The organism is Deinococcus malanensis (genome assembly GCF_014647655.1).
Taxonomy (GTDB): domain Bacteria; phylum Deinococcota; class Deinococci; order Deinococcales; family Deinococcaceae; genus Deinococcus; species Deinococcus malanensis.
This window is the reverse complement of sequence record NZ_BMPP01000009.1, coordinates 101249-118704: the sequence shown is the minus strand read 5'-3', so window position 1 is coordinate 118704 and position 17456 is coordinate 101249. Positions and strand designations below refer to the sequence as shown.

General features: G+C 65.3%; 18 protein-coding genes. 11 read left to right on the top strand and 7 right to left on the bottom strand.

Annotated features, from left to right (window positions below; all coding sequences use genetic code 11):
* The first annotated feature begins 14 nt into the window (after positions 1 to 14).
* Together IEY49_RS11950 and IEY49_RS11945 are read left to right on the top strand one after the other, a co-directional pair.
* A complete protein-coding gene (locus IEY49_RS11950; protein WP_189008787.1) occupies positions 15 to 737 on the top strand; it encodes a zinc ribbon domain-containing protein in 723 nt (240 codons plus the stop codon).
* Positions 738 to 762: 25 nt separating this feature from the next.
* Positions 763 to 2265 carry a Ppx/GppA phosphatase family protein gene (locus IEY49_RS11945; RefSeq protein ID WP_189008783.1) on the top strand — a complete coding sequence of 501 codons (1503 nt, stop codon included), beginning with the start codon at positions 763 to 765 and terminating at the stop codon, positions 2263 to 2265.
* Here the strand turns inward: IEY49_RS11945 and IEY49_RS11940 are convergent.
* Positions 2252 to 3316 carry a DmpA family aminopeptidase gene (locus tag IEY49_RS11940; RefSeq protein ID WP_229780763.1) on the bottom strand — a complete coding sequence of 355 codons (1065 nt, stop codon included), beginning with the start codon at positions 3314 to 3316 and terminating at the stop codon, positions 2252 to 2254. The genes IEY49_RS11945 and IEY49_RS11940 overlap by 14 nt on opposite strands.
* 136 nt (positions 3317 to 3452) lie before the next feature.
* Here IEY49_RS11940 and pdxY point away from each other — a divergent pair, with 136 nt between their 5' ends.
* Together pdxY and IEY49_RS11930 are read left to right on the top strand one after the other, a co-directional pair.
* Positions 3453 to 4376 (top strand): pyridoxal kinase PdxY, encoded by a 924-nt coding sequence (gene pdxY, locus IEY49_RS11935; RefSeq protein WP_189008778.1) that lies wholly within the window; start codon positions 3453 to 3455, stop codon positions 4374 to 4376.
* A 12-nt stretch (positions 4377 to 4388) separates the two neighbouring features.
* Positions 4389 to 4910 (top strand): ankyrin repeat domain-containing protein, encoded by a 522-nt coding sequence (locus IEY49_RS11930; RefSeq protein ID WP_189008775.1) that lies wholly within the window; start codon positions 4389 to 4391, stop codon positions 4908 to 4910.
* A 29-nt stretch (positions 4911 to 4939) separates the two neighbouring features.
* Here IEY49_RS11930 and IEY49_RS11925 read toward each other — a convergent pair whose 3' ends face one another.
* The gene (locus tag IEY49_RS11925; protein ID WP_189008772.1) at positions 4940 to 5374 is read right to left on the bottom strand and encodes a response regulator; all 435 of its coding nucleotides are present in this window, start codon (positions 5372 to 5374) and stop codon (positions 4940 to 4942) included.
* Positions 5371 to 7008, bottom strand: coding sequence for a sensor histidine kinase (locus IEY49_RS11920; RefSeq protein ID WP_229780762.1), 1638 nt, complete (start codon positions 7006 to 7008; stop codon positions 5371 to 5373). The genes IEY49_RS11925 and IEY49_RS11920 overlap by 4 nt, the downstream gene beginning before the upstream one ends.
* Positions 7009 to 7146: 138 nt before the next feature.
* Here IEY49_RS11920 and IEY49_RS11915 point away from each other — a divergent pair, with 138 nt between their 5' ends.
* A complete protein-coding gene (locus IEY49_RS11915) occupies positions 7147 to 7887 on the top strand; it encodes an enoyl-CoA hydratase-related protein (protein WP_189008769.1) in 741 nt (246 codons plus the stop codon).
* A gap of 25 nt (positions 7888 to 7912) precedes the next feature.
* A complete protein-coding gene (locus IEY49_RS11910) occupies positions 7913 to 8767 on the top strand; it encodes an SDR family oxidoreductase (RefSeq protein ID WP_189008767.1) in 855 nt (284 codons plus the stop codon).
* 286 nt (positions 8768 to 9053) lie between these two features.
* Here IEY49_RS11910 and IEY49_RS11905 read toward each other — a convergent pair whose 3' ends face one another.
* A complete protein-coding gene (locus IEY49_RS11905; protein WP_189008764.1) occupies positions 9054 to 9473 on the bottom strand; it encodes a hypothetical protein in 420 nt (139 codons plus the stop codon).
* An 89-nt stretch (positions 9474 to 9562) separates the two neighbouring features.
* Between IEY49_RS11905 and IEY49_RS11900 the strand changes: the two genes are divergently transcribed.
* A complete protein-coding gene (locus tag IEY49_RS11900) occupies positions 9563 to 10708 on the top strand; it encodes a coiled-coil domain-containing protein (protein WP_189008761.1) in 1146 nt (381 codons plus the stop codon).
* A 238-nt stretch (positions 10709 to 10946) separates the two neighbouring features.
* On the opposite strand, the gene IEY49_RS11895 is transcribed toward IEY49_RS11900, so the two are convergent.
* The gene (locus IEY49_RS11895) at positions 10947 to 12149 is read right to left on the bottom strand and encodes a DUF418 domain-containing protein (RefSeq protein WP_189008758.1); all 1203 of its coding nucleotides are present in this window, start codon (positions 12147 to 12149) and stop codon (positions 10947 to 10949) included.
* Between the two features lie 228 nt (positions 12150 to 12377).
* Between IEY49_RS11895 and IEY49_RS11890 the strand changes: the two genes are divergently transcribed.
* Positions 12378 to 12614: a hypothetical protein gene (locus IEY49_RS11890; protein ID WP_189008755.1), complete on the top strand. Its 237-nt coding sequence runs from the start codon at positions 12378 to 12380 to the stop codon at positions 12612 to 12614.
* 16 nt (positions 12615 to 12630) lie between these two features.
* On the opposite strand, the gene IEY49_RS11885 is transcribed toward IEY49_RS11890, so the two are convergent.
* Both IEY49_RS11885 and IEY49_RS11880 read right to left on the bottom strand, forming a co-directional pair.
* On the bottom strand, positions 12631 to 13239 hold the full coding sequence (locus IEY49_RS11885) for a GNAT family N-acetyltransferase (RefSeq protein ID WP_373291908.1): 609 nt from the start codon (positions 13237 to 13239) through the stop codon (positions 12631 to 12633).
* Positions 13215 to 13619 (bottom strand): ketosteroid isomerase-related protein, encoded by a 405-nt coding sequence (locus IEY49_RS11880; RefSeq protein WP_189008753.1) that lies wholly within the window; start codon positions 13617 to 13619, stop codon positions 13215 to 13217. The genes IEY49_RS11885 and IEY49_RS11880 overlap by 25 nt, the downstream gene beginning before the upstream one ends.
* 257 nt (positions 13620 to 13876) lie before the next feature.
* On the opposite strand from IEY49_RS11880, the gene IEY49_RS11875 reads away from it, so the two are divergent.
* From IEY49_RS11875 to IEY49_RS11865, 3 genes are all read left to right on the top strand, one after another.
* Positions 13877 to 15346 (top strand): hypothetical protein, encoded by a 1470-nt coding sequence (locus IEY49_RS11875; protein ID WP_189008981.1) that lies wholly within the window; start codon positions 13877 to 13879, stop codon positions 15344 to 15346.
* 69 nt (positions 15347 to 15415) lie between these two features.
* The gene (mutY, locus tag IEY49_RS11870) at positions 15416 to 16477 is read left to right on the top strand and encodes an A/G-specific adenine glycosylase (RefSeq protein WP_373291907.1); all 1062 of its coding nucleotides are present in this window, start codon (positions 15416 to 15418) and stop codon (positions 16475 to 16477) included.
* Between the two features lie 68 nt (positions 16478 to 16545).
* Positions 16546 to 17376 (top strand): isoprenyl transferase, encoded by an 831-nt coding sequence (locus tag IEY49_RS11865; protein WP_189008750.1) that lies wholly within the window; start codon positions 16546 to 16548, stop codon positions 17374 to 17376.
* Positions 17377 to 17456: the final 80 nt, after the last annotated feature.

The following is a 17456-nucleotide window of genomic DNA, read 5'->3' as shown; positions in this document are numbered from 1 at the left end:
GTAGACTGCCCCTGATGAGCGACACCGGATCTTTACAGCGCCTGCACCGCGTTCAGCAACTTGACCTGAACCTCGACACACTGCGCGCCGAGGAAGGCAACATTCCGGATGCCCTGCGTGACGCCCGCGCTCAGCAGTCTCAGCTGAACAATGACCTTGAGGACACCGAGATCACCCTGGAGGACGTGGAAAAGCGTCTGCGTCAGCAGGAGCAGGACCTGGCCACCACCCGTGAGCAGATTGTGCGGGCCAGGGAAGAGCAGGAGAAAAACGCCTTCGACGCTCGGGCCCAGAGCCAGTACGGCAGCCGCATCCAGATGCTGGGGGAGCGGGCCGACGAGATGGAAGAGGACCTCGTGCCGCTGCGCGAGCGCCGCCGCGAGCTCTCCGAGCGGGCCTCACAGCTGCGCGAGCAGCACCGCGCCCTGCGCCCCACCCTCAATGACCTTGAAACGCAGGACGACACCCGCATTCAGGGCCTGCGCGACCAGGGGGAGGCGGACCGTCAGGAACGTGCCGGGCTGGTGGCCGACCTCGACACCCGCACGGTGCGCGAATACGACATGATCCGCAAGGCCAAGAAGGGCCTGGGGGTTGTGGAGATCCGGGCGGGACGCTGCACCGGCTGTAACGTGGTGCTGCCGGTTAACGTGCAGCAGCGTGCGGCCCTGGGCAAGCTGCCCCCGGTGAAGTGCCCCTCGTGCGGGCGCTTCCTGATCCGCCTCGACCTCGGCTGAGAAACCGGGTAACCACGAACAGGCCATGAAAGTTGCTGTTGCCGATGTCGGCACCAACTCCAGCCACCTGCTGCTGGCCGAGGCCAGCAGCGGGGACTACCGGGTAATCGACAGCCTGAAGGACCGCACGCGCCTGGGAGAATGCCTGGACGCGCGCGGCCACCTGACCCCCGAGGGCGAGGACCGGCTGGCCAGCGCCCTGCTGCGCTTCCGTGAACTGAGCAGCGCCGCCGGTATTCCGGAGGTGCGGGTGTATGCCACGAGCGCCCTGCGCGAAGCGCCCAACGGGCCGGAGGTTGCTGCGCGCATGCGTGAGCGCACCGGGGTGTATCCCGCCATCATCAGTGGCGAGCGCGAGGGCCAGCTGACCTACCTGGGGGCAGCCGACAGCGTGGAGTTCGGAGCCGACAATGTGCTGCTCGACCTGGGGGGCGGCAGTCTGGAGTTTGCCCGGGGGGGTCCTCAGGCGGCGGCCGACGTGCTGAGTCTGCCACTGGGGGCCATCCGAATGACCCGGGCCTTCCTCGCTGAAGAGCCGCCCGGACGCAAGGCTGTGAGGGCTGTCCAGGAGCATGTGCGGAATCTGCTGTTCCCCTTTGCGGCACGCTTCCAGGTGGGGCCCGGCACGCGCGTGATCCTCTCGAGTGGCACGGCCGAAGCCGCCGCGATGGCCATCAGTGCGGGCCGGGGGCACGGTGGGGGCCATATCAACGGGGTGAGCTTCACCGTGGCGGAGCTTGAGGCGCTGCTCGAACAGGCCCGCAGCAGCCGACCGGCCGCACGGGCCCGGATTCCCGGCTTCGAGCGACGGGGAAACACCATCGTCGCCGGGCTGGCAGTTCTGCACGCGGCGCTAGGGCTGCTGGGCGCCCACGAAGTCACGGTCAGCGAGGGTGCCCTGCGCGAGGGCATGCTGATCGAGGAACTTGCGCAGCTGGAGTCGTACTCGAGAACCCTGAGCGTGCGTCAGCGCAGTGTGCTGGCCACCGCCGAGCGCTTCGGGGCCAACCTGGCCCACGCCGGGCAGGTGGCAACCCTGTCACGTGGACTGCTCGACGCACTCACGCACCTGAATGAGCGCTTTCCCGAGGAGGCCCGCGCCCTGCTCACGGCGGCGGCGGCCCTGCACGAGGCTGGTCTGATCGTGTCGCAGAGCAGCCACCACAAGCACAGCGCCTACCTGATCCGCCACGCGGACCTGCGCGGCTTCAGTTCCCGCGACCAGGAGCTGATTGCCCAGATCGCGCGGTATCACCGCCGCAGCCCGCCCAAGCCCTCGCACATCGAGTACATGGCCCTGCCCCCCGCCGACCGGACGCTGGTCTTCCGGCTGGCCGCCGTGCTGCGGGTCGCCGACGGTCTGGACCGCGCCCACGCCGGCGGCACCCGGCTGGGCGATCTGAGCCGGGACGGTAAAGGATGGATCCTGCGCCTGAGCGGCGCCACCCCGCTGGATCTGCTGGGAGCCCGCGAGAAAGCAGACCTGTGGGCCAGGGTCTATGGCCCGCTGACCTTCAGCCCGGGATAACGCCGGCCCGCCGCAGCTGCTGCAGGGTGGGCTCCAGAGGCAGGGCCTCCACCGTCCGTCCAGCATGGCCACGCACCGTACTGGCCATGAACAGGGAGTTCAGGACCGCTTCCTCGGTGGCTTCCACCACCGCCTGAAACAGGGGTGAGGTCAGCTCGTTGGCGAGGTCCGCAACCGGCGGCGCCTGTGGATTGCGGTGCATGGACGTGCGCCGGACCTGCGGGTGGGTGCTGAAGGCCACGGCATAGTCGCCGGAACCGTTGGCCAGAAAACCCCCGGTGCGCGCAATTCCCAGAAAAGCTCGCCGGGCCAGCCGGGTCAGGTTGCGGTCGCTCAGCGGGGCGTCGGTGGCCACCAGGATCATGACCGAGCCGTCAGGGGCAGGGGAGGGTGCGGCGGCAAGATCGAGCGGGACGCCACACACGGTCAGCTGACCGCCGTAGTTGCTCTGGACCAGCACCCCCACGGTCCACTCTCCGGCGCGGCGCGAACTGGTGCCGATTCCGCCTTTCCAACCAAAAGCCACCGTGCCGGTGCCCGCCCCTACGGCGCCTTCCGGTACCGGTCCACTGACGGCGTTCTCCAGCGCTGAAAGCACGTGTCCGGGTGTGACGGCCCGGCTGCGGATGTCGTTGAGCAGCCCGTCATTGGTCTCGCCGACGACCGCATTGACGCTGCGTACCGTCTCATTGCCCGGCTGATGCAGGGTCCAGTCGATCAGACCGTCGAGGCCACGGGAGACGCACAGCGTGTTGGTCAGGACAACCGGTGTTTCCAGCTCGCCGAGTTCTTGCACCTGGGTCACGCCGGCCAGCTTGCCAAAGCCGTTGCCGACCGACACCCCCGCCGGGACCCGGTCCTGATACAGGTTGCCGCTGTGAGGGCGCACGGCTGTGACGCCAGTACGGGTGTCCTCGCCTTCTATCAGGGTGACGTGGCCGACCAGTACACCGGTCACGTCGGTGATGGCGTTGAGCGGGCCGCAGGGCAGCTGACCCGGCCGGATTGCAAAGTCGCGCACCCGGCCGCGTGCCGGTTCTCCCTGTGTCATGACTCTCAGCATGGCGCACAGGTGCCGTACAGATCCATCCGGCCGTGGAGGATTCCTGGCCAGTGGTGTGACACCCCGGTCACCCGCACCGAAGTTTCCATCCCGCTGTTCCGCACAACTGGTCTATCCTCTGCGCATGACCGGGCACCCCGCTTCCCCTGCCGCGCCTCACCCGGCGCCCACGCCCCCACGCAACATCCTGAGCATCCAGTCGTGGGTCAGTTACGGGCATGTGGGCAACGCCGCAGCGATGTTCCCGCTGCAGCGTCTGGGCTTCGAGGTCTGGGCCGTCAACACGGTGCAGTTTTCCAACCACACCGGCTATGGCGTCTGGACCGGCAGTGTCTTTCCGCCGGAACTGGTGGCCGAACTGCTCGACGGCATCGAAGCGCGCGGAGCCCTGCCCGACTGCCACGCCGTACTCAGCGGCTATATGGGCTCGGAGGGCACCGTGGCAGCAGTGGTTGACGCCGTGCGCCGGGTACGGGAAACCAATCCGCAGGCCCTGTACTGCTGTGATCCGGTGATGGGGGACGTGGGGCGCGGCGTCTTTGTTCGCCCGGAACTGCCGGAGCAGATCGCGGCGAAGGCCATTCCGGCGGCTGACATCGTGACCCCAAACCAGTTCGAGCTGGAACTGCTGACCGGACAGCAGATAGACACCCTGGAGCATGCCCTTCAGGCGGCCCATGCGCTGCGTGACCGGCTGCGTCCGGAGGGCCCGCGCATCGTGCTGCTGACCAGTCTGGTGCGCCAGGACGCGCCGGAAGGCAGTATCGAAACGCTGGCCGTGACCGGTGAGGGCGCGTGGCTTTGCCGCACCCCCCTGATCCCCCTGGACCCCCCGCGAAACGGTACCGGTGACGCCATCGCCGCGCTGTTTTTCGGCCATTATCTGCAAAGCGGCAGCCCGGCTCAGGCGCTGAGCCTGTCAATGAGTGCCCTGTATGGCCTGCTGGACCTCACGCACCGCACCGGCACCCGCGAGATTCAGCTGGTGGCGGCCCAGAACGAGTTTGCGCAGCCCACGCAGGTGTTTGGCGCGCAGCAGGTGGAGTGAGAAGGCCTTCGCATGAGTGACGCCCCCACCCCGGACGACGGCGCGCTGGACCGTGAGATTCTGGCGTTCCTGCAAGACGCTTTCGAGCATGTGCGCAATGGCGACGCTGCGCAGCTCCGGCAGATGCTGGAGCGCGGCTTGCCGCCCAATATCCGCAACAGTCAGGGTGACTCCCTGCTGATGCTGGCCAGCTACCACGGCCACCACGCGGCGGCCCGCAGCCTGCTGGAAGTCGGCGCGGACCATGAACTCCGCAACGACCGGGGCCAGAGCCCCCTGGAGGCTGCCGCCTTCAAAGGAGACCAGACCATGGCCGAACTGCTGCTGGAGTTTGGGGCCGATCCGAATGCCCGCAGCGCGGCGGGGAAAACCCCGCTGATGATGGCAGCCATGTTCGGCCGCACCGGCATCGTGGAGGTGCTGCTATCAAGCGGCGCAGACCCGGCGGCACGTGATGAAGGTGGCATGTCCGCGCTGGACGCCGCCCGGCTGATGGGCGCGGCCAGCACGGCCGCGCAACTCGAAGCGCTCTGAGGCTGGACGGGATCAGCAGAGGTTGGGACTCAGCTACGGTTAGGCGGCAGCGCCACTTTGGTAAACCAGAAATTTCCGAACGAGCGGATGACCTCCACAAATTCACTCACACTCACCGGCTTGGGAATGTAGGCGTTGGCGTGCAGGTTATAGCTGCGCCAGATGTCGTTCTCCGCCCGCGAGGTGGTCAGCACGATCACCGGAATGCTGCGCAGCGCCTCGTCTTCCTTGAGGATATCCAGCACTTCCAGCCCGCCCATGCGCGGCATGTTCAGGTCCATCAGGATGACGTCCGGGCGCGGCGCCCCCGCGTGGGGGCCCTCGCGGCGCAGGAAGGCCAGTGCATCGACCCCGTCCTTGGCTACGTGCAGCCGGTGTTCGAAATCTGCCTCCTCGAAGGCTTCCTCGGTCAGCATGATGTCGGCGGGGTTGTCCTCGACCAGCAGAATGTCAATGGATTTCATGGCTCTACAGTCTCCTGAAGCGGGTGGGGGCGCGGAATGGCGCCGTGGTCGGGGACGCTGAAATGGAAGGTGGAGCCCTGGCCGGGTCTGGAGCCCAGCCAGAGCTCGCCACCGTGCTGCTCGACGGCGCTGCGAGTAACGGCCAGGCCGATGCCGCTCCCGCTGTACTCGCCCACGCCGTGCAGCCGCTGGAACACACCAAAAATACGATCAAAATACTGCTCCTCGATGCCGATGCCGTTGTCCTGTACATGAAAGACCCAGCGCTCGCGGTCCTCCTCGCGGGTGGCACTGACGGCAACCTGCAGCGTGCGGTCAGGCGAGCGGAATTTCAGCGCGTTGCCGATCAGGTTATGGAAAGCGTGCCGCAGCAGGTCTAAGTTGCCCTGAACCTGCGGCAGGCCGGGCGCCACCTGCACCTGAGCGCCGCTTTCCCGCACCTGCTCATCCAGGTGCTCAAGCACCTCGCGGACAAGCACCTCGGTATCCACTGCGGTGAAGGTCCGCTGGCCCTGGCGCACCCGTGAAAAGGCCAGCAGGTCCTGGATCAGGGTTTTCATGCGCCGGGTCGCCTCGATGGTAAAGGCAATGTACTGGTCGGCGCGCGCGTCGAGCTGGCCCTGGTAGCGCCGCGCGAGCAGTTCAGTGTAGCTGCCGATGGTCCGCAGGGGTTCTTGCAGGTCGTGGCTCGCCACATACGCAAACTGTTCGAGCTCGCGGTTGCTGTGGGCCAGCTGCTCATTGCTGGCCTGCAGCGCCTGGGCACTGTCTGCCAGCGCCTGTTCGCGTTCACGCACGGCGCGGGCCATCTCCTGGAACTGCTCGCCCAGTTCGTCGATCTCCTGCACCCCCGAATGCGGCAGCCGTCGGTCGTACTGGCCGGCCGAGATCTCCTGGGCGCCTGCAGTCAGCTGCGAGAGATGACGCGCCACCGTGCGGGCCATTCGCAGCGCCGCGAACAGCAGCAGCAGCAGGGTCAGCAGCAGCCCGGCCACCGTGATCTGACGTACGGTCCGCAGGGTCTGAGCGCTGGACTGCACCGCCGCAGTCAGGCGGGCGTCCTCGCGCTCACGCATGGTGGTCAACGTGGCCCGGACGTCATCAAGCTGCCGGCGGCCGGTGCTGACCAGCCGCGCAGCCTGCTCCAGCGAGGTGCGGCGGGCGCGGATCTGCGGGTCTCCTGCTGTGCGGCGCCAGCGCGCGAGCTGCCCGGCGGCCCGGTTCAGGTTGTTCAGTTGCAAAGGCGTCGCTGGGCGGGCTCGCAACTGTGCGGCGTGCTCGTTAAAAGCGATCAGGCCGTCGAGGTAAGGCTTGAGAAAGTCGGCCTGTCCGGTGATGACGTACCCACGCTGCCCGGTCTCCAGATCCGAGATGTCACGCAACAGCGAGTTGATCAGCAGCAGCCGGCCCTGCGCCTCGGTGACCTGCCGCGTGGCCTGCGCGTTGCGTTCCACGCCGGCGATCACCGACACGCCGACCACGCCCAGGAGCACAAACGGCACCACGAAGGGGCGCAGCAACAGCGAGCTCAGGGTGGTGCGTGGCCAGACAGCCTGAAGGCGTGAACCGGCTGAGCCTGGAGGAGACGCCGGCATGGAGGATGCCTGCGGCGCAGGTGAAACAGAGTCAGGCATCGTGGGCCGATTGTAGACCAGGACCCTGAGAGCAGCCATGGAAAAATGACGCATTGAACGGCGTCGGGTCCAGGCCTGAATACCATTTGCCACAGCAAAAATTGAACCCGGTTCAGGATGACGCGCTACACTGCGGTCATGACGTTGCAAAGCGTGAGCCTCACCCGGCGGGGTGAGACGGCCACCCTGACCCTGGTGACCAAGAAAGGTACCCTGGGGCCGACCTTCTGGCGTGAAATGCCGGCGGTGCTTGAGGAGCTCTCCCGGTCCAGGGTGGTCGTTGTGCGCGGCCAGGACCTGTTCAGCGCCGGTCTGGACCTGCATGCCAGCGGCGCCCAGATTCTGCCGGTGCTGGGTGATCCGGCCGCCTTCAAGGCTGTGGTCGATGAGATGCACGCCGCCATCGAGGGGCTGGCCGCGCTGCCCGTTCCTGTTATTGCGGCTGTTCACGGTTGGTGCATCGGCGCTGGTCTGGAGCTGATTGCCGCCGCCGACCTGCGGCTGTGCAGCCAGGACGCCCGGTTCAGTCTGCCGGAGGTGAAACTGGGGATTACGGCCGACCTTGGCGGGCTGCAGCGGCTGCCTCACCTGATCGGCCGCGGGCGCACGGCCCATCTGGCCCTGACCGCCGATCCGATTGACGCGACCACTGCTGAACGCTGGGGCCTGGTGACGGAGGTTCATGCCAGCCCCGAAGCGCTGTTTGCCCGCGCAGATGCGCTGGCCGATCAGCTGGCTGCCCTGCCTCCCAAAGCCCTGGAAGGCACCAAGCGTACCCTGAACGACGGCCTGCCCCACCGACAGAGCCTGGACGGTGCTGTGGCCTGGAATGCTCGGCACATGACGGCCGAAGCCCTGCTGGGCGCACTGCGTAAATAAGCCCTGCTGTTCCCAAGGAGCCCCCATGACCCTACCCGCTGGTACCCCCGAAAGCACCTTCCGCCCCGACCTGCTTGCCGGCAAACACGCCCTGATCACGGGAGGCGGGAGCGGCATCAACCTGGGCATCGCCCGCAGCTTTGCTGCACACGGCTGCGCCGTGACCCTGCTGGGACGCAATCTGGAAAAGGCCCAGGCGGCGGCGGCCGGAATTCAGGCCGAGGGAGGCCAGGCCCTGGGCGTCAGCGCGGACGTGCGTGACTTTGCCGCCCTGCAGGCCGCTGCCTCGCAGGCCACCGCCGAGTTCGGGCCACTGGATATTGTGCTGGCAGGAGCGGCGGGAAATTTTCCGGCACCGGTAGATGGCATTTCACCCAACGGCTTTAAAACCGTGGTGGACATCGACCTGCTGGGCACCTACAACACCATCAAAGCCTGCGCGCCGCACCTGCGAGCGCCCGGCGGCAACGTCCTGAGCATCAGTGCCTATGGCGTGCCAGTACCTCTGCAGGCGCACGTGGTGGCAGCCAAGGCCGGCGTGGACGCCCTGACCGAGACTCTGGCGGTGGAATGGGGCCTGCGCGGCATCCGCGTCAACGCAATTATTCCCGGTCCCATCGACGGCACTGAAGGGATGGCGCGCCTGGCTCCGGACGAGAAGACGCGTCAGAAGTTCATCGCGACCGTGCCACTGGGGCGTTTCGGATTGCCGCAGGACATTGCCAACGCAGCTCTGTTTCTGGTCAGCGACGCAGCCAGCTACGTAACCGGGGTAATCCTGCCGGTGGACGGCGGCCAGAACATGCTGGGTGGTGCGCCGCAGTACATGATGTACCAGCAGATGGGCCTAGCACAGCCGAAGCCCGAGAACACGCAATAAAAAAGCCGCCTCTCGGGCGGTGATAGACAAAAGATAGCGCTCTATGCGGTATGCGTCAAGGAGATGCGGAGCAAGATCACGAATTTATGGGCATGACGGGTATGGAATGAAGCACCGCGAATAGGGGTTGCCCTGAGCGACAGAACATGCGAAAGGGACGGTGCTTATGGGCCGCGAGCGATCTCACTTTACTGCCGCTGATCAACCCCCGGTCAACCTCTATTCGCGGTCAGTCACTTCTCAGGTTTGATCCAGCACGAGCAGTGGGGTTCCTCCACATTGCCGTTTAGCGGATGAGACTCATGTCGAGGGCGGCAGAAGTTTTGTAATTGTTCACACGATAGCCAGTGAGGTCACCCGCGAACACAAAGAGGTTGTAGAGGCCACTCGTCCGGTGGTCTGGCAATTCTAGCGTGTCAAAGAATTCGAAGTCGATTTCTGTACGCATAACAGCGCCATCGCCCTGTGTGGGACCAGTATTCACAATCCTAGAGAGCTCGTTGTCATGGTGGTTGTACGGCGGGAACAGTACATAAGTAGGCACAGCTCCCTGGGGAAACGGCGGATCAACTGTCATGACTAACGTCACCCGCTTGGTTTCCCCTGCCCGACCGCTCACGGAGGAAGGTTCAAAGCGCGCCTTGACAGTCAAGGGCAGGATAGTGAGGGTGATGGGCGCGCTCGCAACCACGAGGTAGGCAGGCAAGACCTGAATGAACGACCCAATACGCTTCCTTGACCAGTCGGAACCCTCTGCAACTCATTTCCATGGTGGCGCGCCCCCTACACTGCGTTATGCCTGACTCCTCCGATGACCATAGATCTGCCGAGCTCCTGGATGTGGCTGAAAACGCTTCATTTAATTCAGCCCGCAGGCACGTTGGTGCGGCAGGATTTATTCAGCGGAACGTGCTGGAACAGATCATCAGCGCGGGCAAGGAGCAGGTGAGTGTGACCCGTTCGCTGCAACAGGTCATTGCCGTCACCCTGACCCAATTGCGAGAACTCTCTGGAGGAGCGACTTCTCAGGAAGCACAGAAGCACATCGCGACCCTCCAGGGCATCATCATTTCTAGCCAGGAGCAGATCAAAACGGCCACCGAGCTACGCCAGGCAATTCAGCGCACACTTGAAGACGTACGGGGAACTCCACTCGAAGATGTCAGCGGTACGCTCCTGAACACCCTGAGTACCGTCGTCCGGCGGCAGATAGAGCAGCTTCAGGAACTCATTGCGACGGCGGTCAGTGAGGCCGATACGGCCGGACAGGTTGCCGAGCTCCAGCAGGTCAGTGCAGAGGCGCAGATCCGCCACACACAGGTGGAACATGAGCAGGAAGAACGAGAATTGGCCCAACTGGAAATTCTGGGGGGACAAGCACTGGAGCGGGTGCGAGAACTGGAAGAAAGTGGTCGAACTCATGAAGCCCAACGAGTTGAATTGGAAGAAAAGGCAGAAGATGCCGGTCTGCAGATTTCAGCCCTTGAAAGCGAGGAACGAGAGAATCGCGCGCAACTGGCCCTCCTGGAGAAGGAAGAAGTAGCCTCAATGAAAGCCCGGCAGGCGCTGGAAGCCCAGGTGGAGCGCAGTAGGGCACAGATGGATAGTCCCCTGGGCGCCTACAAGAGCGTGGTCTTCGGTGGATTGCATCGGATGGGCGGCAAGCAGCACATCGAGCGGTTCAACACCACCCTTGGTGCTCGCCTGACGCATCTACCGCGCCGTTTGCGGTCGTTCTGCCGTCGGCCGTTTTACCTGGAAACAGTCATCTGGCTCTTTATTCACCGCTACAACGCGTCATTATCCTGCATCCACCACCCAGGCCAGGAAAATGCAGCTTTTCCTGGCCTGCGCCAATCAAGCACCCAGACACAGCGCACTTTGGTCCGGCGTTCAGGGCCGCAGCCACGGCATCTGCAGGGCCGGCGGGAGGGTGGTTGATCAGGCGGCGCCGGTCACCAATGCTGCTTCCAGCGCTGCTCTGAAAGGAGCGCGGGCCAGCTGGCAGACGACGGCGTCCTTCATCAGAGAAGCGGCATGGTGTGGGTCATCGCTCAGCCCCCAGTTCAAAACGCCCGTAACACATTGAGCGACCTCACAACGCTGTGAGGCTTCGGATGCATGCTCCTGGATCCGGTCCTAAGTGCGATTCGTGAACCCGGCAGCGCTTACAGGCGCGTCAGGACCGGACATCCTCCGTCTGCCTGGAGACGTCAGGAGTTCTGGATGATGGTCCGTACACCAGTGTTCTGACCAGCCATTCCATGGGCCCTGTTCCGAAGTGACGCAGCCACCACGCACTGATGGGAAGCTGTAGCAGCCCAAGGGTAAGCGCCAGCGCCACGGACAGGGCGGCTCCAACCTGGCCGGACAGTCCTCCGGCGTACGGATAGAACAGCGTGGTCATCACCAGGCTCTGGGCCAGGTAGTTGCTCATGGCGACGCGGCCACTGGCGGCAAAGGCTCGCAACGGCCCCAGACGCCCGGCAACGGTCAGCAGGCCGATCAGACCCACGTATCCCAGGGCGCCGGCCAGGCCACCGGACATACGGACGGGAATGGCCAGGGCACCGGCCGCTTGGTCCCCCCGTGTGTTCAGATAGGCCAGCGCCAGCCCCAGCAGCAGGCCCAGCGGTATGCCCACGACAGCCAGCCGGCGCAGCAGCAGCACATGCTCGTGCGGGCGCAGCAACAGCCCGGTTCGCTGCGCCGCGGCACCCAGAAAAAACAGACACAGCAGCCAGGGGCCGTTGTACCAATTCCCATCGATCACGTTTGGCCAGAACTCTGTGGCACGCTCAGCCACCAGGGCCGCGTAGGAATGGCCCGCCGAGAGATCCGGCAGCCCGGCGAAGCGCGGACGCTCGGGACGTAAAAACGCTGCTAACGCGCTTGTCAGCCAGACCCACTGTCCCCAGGCTCCCAGCGCCACTCCCAGGGTCAGCAGCGCCCGTGCGGTCAGGCGTGCGGTGAACAGCAAAAAGCCGGCCAGCAGCGCGTAATTGCTGATGATATCGCCGTGCCACACCAGCACGAAATGCAGCGCACCAATCAGCAGCAGCAGCAGATGACGGCGCACGAAAATTCCGGCCCCCTGGCGCGCCAGCAGCCCGGCTGCGCCCCAGCCGAACAGCATGGCGAAGATGCTGATAAAGCGGCCGTTGGCCAGCACGTCGGTCACCACCTGCACCACGTTGTCGAGTCCATGCTGCTGCCACTCCAGGAACCCCGCGAAGTCCTGCATGTTCACGACCAGAATGCCCGTCAAAGCCATCCCACGCAGCACGTCCGGCAAAGCGGAGCGCTCCCGGACCGGACCATGTTCGGCGGGTACAGGCGCCACATCGGCCGGCAGGGAAGCGGTGGGGTCTGGCGCGGTCATGTCCCCAGGCTAGCGCAGGGGAGGGAAGGCGACGACCGACAATAAAAAAGCCGCCTCTCGGGCGGTGATAAAAAAAAGACCGTGATATGCACCCCGTGTCAACCGTTTGCGCCGGAAGGCCGGAAACCTGCTGTAGGCCAGCATAAATTGGCTGAGCAGTTTTCTGCGGATGTATACGCCATTCAGGCTCACACGACAGCCCGGGTGGCCGGGCGCTACGCTACAGGTATGTTCGGACGCCGCGTGCCGCCTCACATCGTCTTTGCCCTGAGTCTGCTGCTTGCGGTGCTGTGCGCGTGGTGGGCAGTCATGGCCTGGCGGTCGGGCAGCCTGATATGGGCTGGCGTGGCGGGTGTGCTGGCGGTCTGGCTTGCTGTAGACGCCGTGCGCTCGTATGGCTGGGCGCAGGAAAAGAAACGCCGGGAAGCCGAGAAGCGCCGTCAGAACCATCCTGACCTGAAATAAGGAGAACTGGTCTCCTTCAGGCGCGCCGCACCCAGAATCGCATGGGCTTGGGGGTTTCACGGCTCTCGTCCAGATCCTGCCAGCTGAGGGTGGTGGTCAGGTCGGGCCGTTCCGTGTACCCACGTGCCGCCCAGAAGGCATTCAGCGGCCGGTAGGCTGCGGGCCGCCGGGGGTGATTCCCGGGGCGCTGCACTGCGCAGAAGGTGGTCACCCCCAACCCCAGATCGCGGGCGTGGGCCTCACGGTGGTCGAAGAAGGCGTGACCCAGGCCGCGTCCCCGGTACTCCGGCAGCAGCACGCTCTCGCCGAGGTACAGGACATCTCCAGGGTCAAACTCAGGTGCCAGAAACGGTGCCTGAATTTCGGTGGTTTCCTGTACCAGGGGCAGGGCCGTGCTGGCACCCACCACCTCCGCGCCGTCGCACGCCACGACCACCAGGCTGCCCGGAGCATCCAGGTAGGTCTGGAGGTAACGCTCCTCGTAGCTGGCGCTGCCGGCATACAGGTAGGGAAAGTCATGAAAGACCTTCAGTCGTAGCCGGGCCAGGTCGGCAACAAACGGCTGCAGCTCCGGCCCCCGGACCGGGGTCAGGGTCAGGCTCAACCGCTGACCTGGCGGGTCCACTCGGCGAGGTTGTAATAGTTGGTCACCCGCGCGATCTTCCCGTCACGAATATCAAAAAAAGCGCCGACGGGCAGCACATAGCGTTGCCCGCGCGCTTCAGGGAGTCCGGCGTCGGTGCGCAGGTATTCGCCGTGAATCATGAATTCGGCCGCTGCTCGGGTGCCATCTGCGCTGGTCATCACGACCAGGCCCTGAACCTGCTCGCGGTAGTGGGCGTCCATGCGGGCCAGAAAAGCCCGGAAAGCCTCCACACCGGTCTGGGTTTCACCCTCGTTAATGTCGTGACGCACATCATCAGTCAGCAGGGCCAGCATGCCCTGGGCATCCGAGGCATTGAATGCGGCGTAGTAGCGCTGTATCAAAGCGGTAGGTTCATTCATGGGCCGCAGCATACTGAGCAGACCAGGGATATGAAACCGGGGCAAATCGCCTCCCAGACGCATGCTGACTTCACACGCACTTCATGAGCTTGAGGCTCAATAAGACCGTGGCGATCCCACCCATTGGAGGGATTTTCCGAACAGCGCTTCATCTTCTCTTTATGTCGCAGAGTTCTGCTAGTTTAGAAACACTTTAATTAACCCCATGCGTTGCCGGTGCGGAACGCTGTCCTACGAGGAGCTACTGCGTGAAATCAATGCGCTACATCATTACCCGACCGGACCTGCAGGAAGGCAGCCTGCGGCTTCTGAAATACCTTGAGGGCACGTTTCCGCAAAGTGGCCCGGCCCACTTCGTGGACGACCGTGGTCAGGAACATGCCGTGCAGGTGGACCGTGACCGGGGACGCATCTGGGGCCTGGGCGGCTTTTTTCATGCCCAGCACCTGGGTGTCAATGATGTGCTGCACCTGACCAACCTCGCGCCCGCGCGCTATCAGGTCGAAGCGGTGGTCAAGCCTCACGCGGCGCCGCTGCCTCCGCGCCCGCCCGTGTCTGCCGCGCCGGAAACACGGCGGGTCGTCGTGTCCACTTCTCCCCATGTGCGGGAGGTCCGTGTCCAGGAGATCCGCGCTGTGAACACGGCCCCTGTGCAGCCCCGACAGGAGTCGCAGGTTGTCGAGGCGCCGCCCCGCCAGGAAATCCAGTTGCGTGAAGCCCAGTCACGCCAGGAAAGCCAGGCCCGGGGAGAAGCGCAGCCGCGTCAGGAGGCCCTGCCGCGACCCGCCGCGGAGCCGGGTGCCGGGACCAGAGCGGGTTCCGAGCGGCCTGTCACCGCCGAGCGGGACCAGCCTGCAGGCCGTGTGCAGATTACCGAGCGGGTCCAGGCGGGCCCGGCACGTGAAGCCCGCTCAGTCGAGGCGCGCTCCCCGAACCGCGCCGGACCGGTGGGTGCTGCGCCAGTTTCTGCCACGCCCGCCATGGCCCGTCCGCTGGATGTGCGGTTTCCGGAGGCTGCAGCCCGCATCGTCCCGGCCTTCGTCCCGGTGCCGGATGAAGTCGGAGCACAGCTGGTAGAACTGGCCCGGCTGACCGGATACCGGCTTCAGGACACGGGTGCAGGGGTCTCCCGTCTGAGCGCCGAGCTCGGGGCCCACGGGTACAGCGTCCTGATTGCCCACAGTGAAGCGGCGCTGCAAAGCACTGCCTGGCAGGAAGACGCCGACTACCGTGTGCTACTGACCGATGAGGCGCAGCGTCCTGGCAACCAGGGCCGCCTGACCCGTGAAGCGCTGGTCGCCCTGATCGAGCATGCCCGACTGGCACCGCTGTCGCCGGTCGACCTGCGTGGCTACTGGAAGGCCGGCAGTGTGGATCTGGAATCTGCGGCCAGCGTGGCTGAGTTCGTCAGCGCTCACCTCGCCCAGCGTGGGGCCTTCAGCTTTGTGCTCCTGACCCTCGCGCAGCAGCCTGCGCACAGCGTGGTCAGTGTGCAGCGGCTGGCCGAACGACTGGGCAGCGGCGTGAACTACGCCGAACTGGGCAGCATCCTCGATACCCTGACCCGGCCGCCTTTCCTGGCGCTGACGCCGCTGCCGGCGGGGCAGTATCTGCTGCGTGTTGGTGTGCCGGAACTGCTGGGTGATCTGGCGGAATATGCTGAGGGTGTTCGCCGCCGGGTCCGTGTTCCGGCACGGGAACGCGAGCGCGAGATCGTACGCGCCTGAGCCCGCCTGAAGCGCATTCAGGCGCCCACCAGCACAGTCTGTGTCTCACCGCGCCCCTACACTGGCACGGTGACTGTGTTTTCTGACGTACCCGACCCCGAGGAGGCCGGCGACAGGGCTGCTCTACGCGCGGCGCTGCTGTCCTGGTTCGACACCTCGGGCCGTGACCTGCCGTGGCGGGCCGGTATGGAAGGAAAGAGGGACCCGTACCGGGTGTGGGTGTCCGAAATACTGCTGCAGCAGACCCAGGTGGCGCGGGGCCTGACTTACTACGACCGCTTTCTCAAGGCCTTTCCGACGGTGCAGGCCCTGGCCCAAGCGCCAGAGGGCGACGTGCTTAAGGCCTGGGAAGGTTGCGGCTATTACGCGCGCGCCCGCAATCTTCACCGCGCCGCCCGGCAGGTGGCGGCACAGGGCTTTCCTGACTCTTACGAGGGCTGGCGGGCGCTGCCTGGAGTCGGACCCTACACGGCGGCGGCGGTAGCCAGTCTCGCTTACGGCGAGGCGCGTGCCGTGAATGACGGCAATGTCCGCCGGGTCCTGGCCCGGCTGTACGCCCAGGCAGTGCCCAGCGAAGCATGGGTTCAGGCCCAGGCCGACACCCTGCTTGATTCCCAGCGGCCGGGCGCCTGGAACGAGGCGCTGATGGACCTGGGGGCGACGGTCTGTACGCCGCGGTCCCCACGGTGCGGCGCCTGTCCGGTCTCCGGGCACTGCCGTGCGTTTGCCCAGGGGCGCCCCGCCGCGTACCCCGCGCCCAAGGTGCGCGCAGCGGTGCAGGAGGTACAGGCGGTGGCGGTCCTGATCGGTGACCACATCCGCGCGGTGCTGGAACGCCGGACCGGTTCCCTCCTGGGGGGCCTGATGGGCCTGCCCATGGAAGTGGTCGGTCCTGGAGAAACCGCTGAGCAGGTGCTGCACAGGCTCTGTGAGCGCCTGCACGCCGGCCGGACTGTCCTGCTGGGTCAGGTGAGCCACACCATGACCCACCGCCGCATCACCCTGCAGGTCTACGCGGCTCAGGCTGCGTTGCCGGTGCAGTCCGTGGAGGACTCGGCCCTGTCGCGGCTGGACCACAAGGCGCTGGATCTGTATACCCGGCAGCAGACCTCACTGTTTACACCGGACTGAGGTCGTGCTGGCCTACACCGAACGGTGGAGGCCGACCCCGGCTGCTGCGCGCTACACTGGTCGGCGGTATGTCAGGAACGCCCGTCAAAGCCGCTGTCCGCACGCTGCAGAAGACCAGGAGTGCGGCGCGTGGCGCCCTGATGTGGGGCTACGAGCAGCGTCTGACCCGGGATGTCAAGGGTCACGGCAAACTGCCGCGCCACCTGGGACTGATTCTGGACGGCAACCGCCGCTTCGCGCGTGCAGCGGGACTGCAGCGCGAAATGGGCCATTCGTTTGGCGCAGAAAAAGCACATGAGGTGCTGCAGTGGTGCCTGGAGCTGGGAATTCCGGCCGCGACCATCTGGGTGCTGTCGACGGACAACACCAGCCGTGATCCCCAGGAACTGGCGCACATTCTCGGTTTGCTGGAAAAGGAAGCCCGTAACCTGGCCACTGACCCGCGGATTCACGCCAATCGGGTGCGGGTGCGGGCCATCGGGCAGCACGCTGATTTTCCGCTCCATGTCCTGATGGCCCTGCGTGAGCTGGAAGAAAAGACCGCTCACTACGACGGGATGCGGCTGAATATCGCCGTGGGCTATGGCGGACGCGAGGAGATCGTGGACGCGGTCAAGTCCTATCTGCAACGACAGGCGGCTTCCGGACGCGATCTGAGCGAGGTGGCCGTCAGCCTGAGTCCTGACGACATCAGTGCCCACCTGTATGCCGCAGATATCCCGGACCCGGATTTTATTATCCGGACCAGTGGGGAGATCCGCCTCTCGGGCTTTATGCTCTGGCAGAGCGTGTATTCGGAATATTACTTCTGCGATGTGTACTGGCCCGGGTTCCGGCGTGTGGATTTCCTGCGGGCGCTGAGGGACTTCCAGGGTCGCGACCGCCGCTTCGGAAAGTAAGAGAAGGATAAGGCCAACAGCGTCCGGGCCCTGGGGTGGTCGCAACGTTGGCCAGTACACCCATCGGGGGTCACATCAGG

Bases quoted from the DNA above. Each gene is read 5' to 3' on its own strand.
- IEY49_RS11895 (WP_189008758.1), bottom strand. From the start codon at position 12,149: ATGACCGCGCCAGACCCCACCGCTTCCCTGCCGGCCGATGTGGCGCCT.
- IEY49_RS11930 (WP_189008775.1), top strand. From the start codon at position 4,389: ATGAGTGACGCCCCCACCCCGGACGACGGCGCGCTGGACCGTGAGATT.
- IEY49_RS11880 (WP_189008753.1), bottom strand. From the start codon at position 13,619: ATGAATGAACCTACCGCTTTGATACAGCGCTACTACGCCGCATTCAAT.
- IEY49_RS11920 (WP_229780762.1), bottom strand. From the start codon at position 7,008: ATGCCTGACTCTGTTTCACCTGCGCCGCAGGCATCCTCCATGCCGGCG.
- IEY49_RS11945 (WP_189008783.1), top strand. From the start codon at position 763: ATGAAAGTTGCTGTTGCCGATGTCGGCACCAACTCCAGCCACCTGCTG.
- IEY49_RS11875 (WP_189008981.1), top strand. From the start codon at position 13,877: ATGCGCTACATCATTACCCGACCGGACCTGCAGGAAGGCAGCCTGCGG.
- IEY49_RS11865 (WP_189008750.1), top strand. From the start codon at position 16,546: ATGTCAGGAACGCCCGTCAAAGCCGCTGTCCGCACGCTGCAGAAGACC.
- IEY49_RS11940 (WP_229780763.1), bottom strand. From the start codon at position 3,316: ATGACACAGGGAGAACCGGCACGCGGCCGGGTGCGCGACTTTGCAATC.
- IEY49_RS11915 (WP_189008769.1), top strand. From the start codon at position 7,147: ATGACGTTGCAAAGCGTGAGCCTCACCCGGCGGGGTGAGACGGCCACC.
- IEY49_RS11910 (WP_189008767.1), top strand. From the start codon at position 7,913: ATGACCCTACCCGCTGGTACCCCCGAAAGCACCTTCCGCCCCGACCTG.
- IEY49_RS11950 (WP_189008787.1), top strand. From the start codon at position 15: ATGAGCGACACCGGATCTTTACAGCGCCTGCACCGCGTTCAGCAACTT.
- IEY49_RS11925 (WP_189008772.1), bottom strand. From the start codon at position 5,374: ATGAAATCCATTGACATTCTGCTGGTCGAGGACAACCCCGCCGACATC.
- pdxY (WP_189008778.1), top strand. From the start codon at position 3,453: ATGACCGGGCACCCCGCTTCCCCTGCCGCGCCTCACCCGGCGCCCACG.
- IEY49_RS11890 (WP_189008755.1), top strand. From the start codon at position 12,378: ATGTTCGGACGCCGCGTGCCGCCTCACATCGTCTTTGCCCTGAGTCTG.
- IEY49_RS11900 (WP_189008761.1), top strand. From the start codon at position 9,563: ATGCCTGACTCCTCCGATGACCATAGATCTGCCGAGCTCCTGGATGTG.